The organism is Nocardioides sp. (assembly GCF_035703625.1).
Taxonomy (GTDB): Bacteria; Actinomycetota; Actinomycetes; order Propionibacteriales; family Nocardioidaceae; genus Nocardioides.
Genome location: NZ_DASSXS010000265.1, coordinates 1 through 5555, shown reverse-complemented (window position 1 = coordinate 5555; position 5555 = coordinate 1). Strand labels below are relative to the sequence as shown.

The window sequence follows — 5555 nt, the reverse complement described above, 5'->3', positions numbered from 1 at the left end:
TTCACCCCGATGCTCTTCCAGGGCGAGGAGTGGGCGGCGTCGACGCCGTTCTGCTTCTTCACCTCCCACCCCGAGCCCGACCTGGGCAGGGTGACGGCGGAGGGACGGTTCGCGGAGTTCGAGCGGATGGGGTGGGACCCGTCGGTCGTCCCCGACCCGCAGGATCCCGCAACCTTCCGGCGCTCGAAGCTGGACTGGAACGAGCCGGAGTCCGGGCACCACGCGAGGTTGCTCGCGGCCTATCGCCGGCTGGCGGAGCTGCGCCGGGCACACCCCGACCTCACCGATCCCGCCTTCTCCTCCACCTCCTGCTCGGTCGACGAGGAGGCCCGCGTGCTCCGCATGCGACGAGGTCGGCTGGAGGTCGTCGTCAACTTCGGCATGAGCCCCGTCTCGGTACCCGTCGCCATCGAGGCAGAGCTGCTGTTCGCCACCGGCACAGGAGTGCGGATCGATGAGCGCCACCTGATCCTGCCCGGCCACGCCGGCGGTCTGGTCAGCTGAGATTCGCGACGTACCGTCGGTCTCATGCGGAGCGGACTGCCCGCCCTGGTGGCAGGCCTCCTGGCCGCCAGCCTGCTGGTCGGCTGTGGAGACGAAGGCGAGCGGCGGGCGATCCCGCCCCTGCCCACCGTCCCCGCCAACCGCGGCGTCGAGCCCCGCACGCCGGTCCAGCCGAGCAGGAAGCCTGGCTCACCCCCCACCCGGGAGCCGAGCCAGGGACCGGACCAGCAGCCGCCCCAGGGCCCGGGAGCGCTGCCCGGCCAGCAGTCCGGCGTGCCGCCCTCACAGCCCGCACACTCGTCGGGCACGGTGCCACCTCCCTGGCTGGGGACCCGGGCGCTGCCCACGACGGCGAGCGGGTACGGCGAGGTCCGGGCCACGCCTGCTGCACTGACGCGACGCCAGTTCACGCTCCCCGACACCGTGCCGGCACTGCCCGGCAAGGGCTTCGAGGCGCGGCTGTCCGTACCGGCTCCACGCGCGGTGATCGCCCGATCGAGCTGGCGCCCGGGCTGCCCGGTCGAGCCGGACGAGCTGGCCTGGCTCCGGCTCACGTTCTGGGGGTTCGACCAGCGACGTCACACCGGCGAGCTGCTCGTGAACACCGACGTGGCGCGCGACCTCGAGTCGGTCTTCGCGCGCCTCTACGCGGCGAGGTTCCCGCTGGAGGAGGTGACGATCGTGACCCGGCGCGAGCTGGACGCTCCCCCCACCGGGGACGGGAACCCCACGACGGCGTACGCCTGTCGTCCCACCACAGGAGGGACGGAGTTCTCCCAGCACGCCTACGGTCTGGCCGTCGACGTCAACAGCTTCCAGAACCCCTACGTGTCCGGCGACCTCGTCCTGCCCGAGCTCGCGAGGGCGTACCGGGATCGGGGGCGGAAGCGTCCGGGCATGATCGAGGCGAACGACCCGGTGGTGCGGGCGTTCGCCTCGATCGGATGGGAGTGGGGCGGCGCATGGACGTCGCTGAAGGACTACCAGCACTTCAGCGAGAACGGCCGCTGAGGCAGCTACTGACCCTGCTGCTGGGCCTGCTTCTGCAGCTCCTCGACGGTGATGACCTCGTCGTCGGCCGGAGCCTCGATGCCCGCGTCCTCGTCGAACTCCGAGAACGTGAAACCTCCGGGCGAGTCACCCCCGGCCTGCTCGACCTTGAGGATGTGGTGGGGGTCCTCGACCGCGACCCAGACCGTGATCGTGCCGCCGCTCTCCTCGTCGTCGCGGGTGAGCTTGACCGCCTCCTGGCCGTCGACGTCCTCGGTGCTGCCCTTCTCGGAGGCCGCGTCCTTGTCGGCCTCGATCTGGTCGAGCAGCTGGTCGAGGTCGCAGAAGGACGCGAAGCTCTCGTCGCCCTCGGGCAGCTGCACCCAGTTGTCACCGACCGTGGCGATGATCTGGTCCGCGGTGGGGCCGGCCTGGGCCTTCCAGAACTCCTCGTCCGGCTTGAACCACGACGTGCCGTCGAGCGTGATCACCTCGGCCGAGCCGGAGTCGCCCCGGGAGACGGTGCCCGTGCAGTCACCGTCGGTGGTCAGCGACAGGTCGAGACCGATCTCGTTGCCCTGCTCGTCGACCGAACCTTCCATGTGGACGGCCTTGAGGGACTTCATGTCCTCGATCGAAGCCTCCTCGATCGAGGAGGCCGACTCGTTCGCGAAGTCGCTGTCGGTTCCCTCGCTCCCGCTGCCTCCCCCGCACGCGGAGAGTACGGCGAGCGCGCCGACCGCGCCCACCACTTGCCTGATCGCCTTCACGACTCCTCCAGCCTGTTGTGAATGGCCCATCAGATCACAGGGAGGACCCTCCAGCGGGGACGGGTCGCGGGTCAGGCGTCGACCAGCTCACGCTCGGGGGCCCGCTGTGGCGCCACCTCGTCGGACTCGCGCCAGCCGTACCGCTCCCACCAGCGACGCAGGGGGCCGGGCGCCCACCAGTTCCACGAGCCCAGCAGCTTCATCGTCGCGGGCACCAGCAGGGCGCGGACGACGGTGGCGTCGATGATCAGCGCCACCAGCATCCCGATCCCGATCATCTTCATGAAGACGATCCCGGACAGGCCGAACGCCCCGATCACCACCGCCAGCAGGAGGGCCGCGGAGGTGATGATGCGGCCGGTCTTCTGCACCCCGGTCGCGACGGCCAGGTCGTTGTCGAGGGTCCGGTCCCACTGCTCGCGCACGCGGGACAGCAGGAACACCTCGTAGTCCATGGACAGGCCGAACAGGATGGCCAGCATCAGGATCGGGTTGGTGGAGTCGAGGTAGCCGGTCGACTCGAAGCCCAGCAGGTCCGACAGGTGCCCCTGCTGGAAGATCCACGTGACGACCCCGAAGGACGCGGTGATCGAGACGGCGTTCATGACCACGGCCTTGAGCGGGAGCACGAGCGACCCGAAGGCGAGGAAGAGCAGCAGCAGCATCACGCCCAGCACGATCAGCCCCATCCAGGGCAGGTGCTCACCCACGGAGGAGATCAGGTCGACCGTGTCGGCGCTGAGCCCGCCGACCAGCACGTCGCCCTCGGGCGGTGCGACGGCACGCAGGTCACGCACGATCTCCTGGGAGCGCTGGGTCTGGCTGTTGCCGTCCCAGAACGCGCGGAGCAGGGTGCTGTCACCCTCGGCCTCCACGGGCTGCACGGCGGTGATGCCGTCGACGGCCTCGACGTCACGGGTGTAGGCCGCGACGTCGGCCCGATCGACACCGCGCAGCAGCAGGTTCGCGCTGGACTGCTCGGGGCCGAACTCGGAGTTGAGCTTCTCGGCGGCGACGTGGGCGGGGGCGTCGTCGGGCAGCACCCGGTAGTCGACGCTGCCCCACTTGGCACCGAGGAACGGGGACGCGAGGGCCAGCAGGGCGGCCGTCACCACGACGATCACGACGACGGGGCGCCGCATCACCCCGTGCGAGAGCCGGGCCCACCAGCCGTGGTCGTCGTCCACCGAGACCGGGCGGTGCCGGCGCCAGGGCATCCGGCCCGCGTCGATGCGACGACCGAGCAGACGCAGGGTCGCCGGCAGCACGGTCAGGGCGGCCAGCATCGCGATCACCACGGCCGACATGCCGCCGTACCCCATGCTGCGCAGGAAGTTCTGCGGGAAGACCAGCAGCGACGACATGGCGGCCGCCACGGTCAGGCCCGAGAAGAGGACTGTCCTTCCGGCGGTCACCATGGTGGTCCGGATCGCCTTCGCCGACGCGTCCGGATCGTCGGCAGGGAGCTGGGCCAGCTCCTCGCGGAACCGGCTGATCACGAACAGGGCGTAGTCGATGGCCAGCCCCATCCCGAGCAGGCTGATCACGTTGACGGAGAAGACCGACACGTCGGTGAAGGTGGTCAGGAGCCGGACCACGGCCAGCGAGCCGACGACCGCGAGCGCGCCCACGATGGCGGGCATCGAGGCGGCCACCAGGCTGCCGAAGATGAGGAGTGCGAGCAGGACCACGATCGGCAGCGAGATCGTCTCGGCGCGTTCGAGGTCCTCCGAGGTCGTCTCGTTGACGTCGCCGTAGACCGCGAACGATCCGGCGAGGTCGGTCTCCAGCCGCTCGGACTCGAGCGCCGGCTCGACCAGGTCCCAGTTGTCGAGGAGCTCGTCCTGCGAGTCCCCGGCGAGGGAGATCTGGACCTGCACGGCGTGGTGGTCGTCGCTCACCATGGCGGGACTGCGGGTGTCGTACCAGGTGACCACGGAGCTGGTGGTCGACTCCGGGACGTCGGCGAGCGTCCGCCGCACCTCGGCGCGGAACTCCGGCGACTCCGCGACCAGCGCGTCGCTGGAGTAGATCGCCACGACGTCCACGGTCCGGTTGCCGAACGTCTCGCGCTCGAGGGCCAGCTCCCGCGCCGACTCGCTGTCGGGATCGTCGAAGCCGCCCTGGGCGAGATCGTCGAAGACACCGAGCCCGTAGGCGCCGGCCGCCACGGCCAGCGCGATCCCGGCCAGCAGGATCGCCAGCGCCCGCCGGGCCACCAGGGCCCCCCACCGCTCCATCATCGGAAATCCTCGCAACTGGCGTAAACCTGTGTCAGACTTGTGAACGGTGTTCACCGTAAACGGTGTAAACAATCGCTGTCAAGGACCGGAGAGAGGGCTCACATGAGCGAGGCGTCGGTGCAGCCGACCCGGCGGGAGCGGCAGCGCGAGGCGACGTACGCCGAGATCGTGCAGGTCTCCCGGGACCTGCTCGCGGAGGGGGCCGAGCTCTCGCTGCGCGCGGTGGCAGGCCGGATGGGGGTGACGGCGCCCGCGCTCTACCGCTACGTCGCCAACTACCAGGAGCTGGTCGACCTGGTCGCCTTCGAGATCGACAAGGCCGCGACCGAAGGCTTCCGGGCCGCCACCGAGACCCAGCCCGAGGACGACCCGGCGGCGCGGCTCCTGTGCGCCTCGGTCGCCTTCCGCCGGTGGGCCCTGGGGAGTCCCCGCGAGTTCTCCCTCGTGTTCGCCAACCCGGTCGCCGACGGGGCCTGCGTGCGCCGCGACCTGCTCACCTCCGCGACGTCGGGACACTTCTTCAACGCCCTCCTGATCCGGGTCTGGGAGCACCACAGGTTCCCCCACCCCGAGCTCTCGGAGCTCGATCCCGCGGTCGCCCAGGCGCTGGAGGACCCGCTCTACCCCATCGACCTGGCCCTGGTCCCGGAGGGCCACCGCGGCCTGCTGTGGGTGTTCATGAACGCCTGGGCCGCGCTGTACGGCGTCGTGACTCTGGAGGTCTTCGGGCACCTCGACCCACGGATCATCGAGAGCGGCGCGATCTTCGCCGCGATGGTCCACGAGTGGATGCCCCGGCTCGGCATGGACGCCGAGCAGGAGCGACTGCGGGCGCTCCTGGCCTCAGAGCTCGCCCGCTAGCAGCTCCTCCACCCAGGCCGGCACCAGCACCCCGGCCGGACCCGCCCGTGACTCGTCGAAGTCGCCGCTGACGTCGCTGGCCACGAGGTTGAGCTCGAGCGTGCGTGCTCCGCCGCCGGCAGCGAGCTGGACGAACGCAGCCGCCGGGTAGACGACGCCCGAGGTCCCGATGGCCACGAACAGGTCG

Annotated in this window: 5 protein-coding genes and 1 pseudogene; 3 read left to right on the top strand and 3 right to left on the bottom strand. The window is 70.6% G+C overall.

What is annotated here, in order from left to right; genetic code table 11:
- Together VFN12_RS13900 and VFN12_RS13895 are read left to right on the top strand one after the other, a co-directional pair.
- Positions 1 to 504: DUF3459 domain-containing protein (locus VFN12_RS13900; protein ID WP_325119315.1), on the top strand; the 504-nt coding region annotated here is incomplete at its 5' end.
- 24 nt (positions 505 to 528) lie between these two features.
- Positions 529 to 1515, top strand: coding sequence for a M15 family metallopeptidase (locus VFN12_RS13895; RefSeq protein WP_325119314.1), 987 nt, complete (start codon positions 529 to 531; stop codon positions 1513 to 1515).
- 5 nt (positions 1516 to 1520) lie between these two features.
- Here VFN12_RS13895 and VFN12_RS13890 read toward each other — a convergent pair whose 3' ends face one another.
- Together VFN12_RS13890 and VFN12_RS13885 are read right to left on the bottom strand one after the other, a co-directional pair.
- Positions 1521 to 2264, bottom strand: a complete 744-nt coding sequence (locus tag VFN12_RS13890) for a hypothetical protein (RefSeq protein WP_325119313.1) — start codon at positions 2262 to 2264, stop codon at positions 1521 to 1523.
- 71 nt (positions 2265 to 2335) lie between these two features.
- Positions 2336 to 4507, bottom strand: coding sequence for an MMPL family transporter (locus VFN12_RS13885; RefSeq protein ID WP_325119312.1), 2172 nt, complete (start codon positions 4505 to 4507; stop codon positions 2336 to 2338).
- A gap of 102 nt (positions 4508 to 4609) precedes the next feature.
- Here VFN12_RS13885 and VFN12_RS13880 point away from each other — a divergent pair, with 102 nt between their 5' ends.
- Entirely contained in the window at positions 4610 to 5368 is a 759-nt protein-coding gene (locus tag VFN12_RS13880) for a TetR/AcrR family transcriptional regulator (RefSeq protein WP_325119311.1), read from the top strand.
- Here VFN12_RS13880 and VFN12_RS13875 read toward each other — a convergent pair.
- A pseudogene (locus VFN12_RS13875) lies at positions 5351 to 5555 on the bottom strand (NAD-dependent protein deacylase); the annotation flags it as partial. The gene VFN12_RS13880 and the pseudogene VFN12_RS13875 sit on opposite strands and share 18 nt — an antisense overlap.

Bases quoted from the DNA above. Each gene is read 5' to 3' on its own strand.
- VFN12_RS13895 (WP_325119314.1), top strand. From the start codon at position 529: ATGCGGAGCGGACTGCCCGCCCTGGTGGCAGGCCTCCTGGCCGCCAGC.
- VFN12_RS13885 (WP_325119312.1), bottom strand. From the start codon at position 4,507: ATGATGGAGCGGTGGGGGGCCCTGGTGGCCCGGCGGGCGCTGGCGATC.
- VFN12_RS13880 (WP_325119311.1), top strand. From the start codon at position 4,610: ATGAGCGAGGCGTCGGTGCAGCCGACCCGGCGGGAGCGGCAGCGCGAG.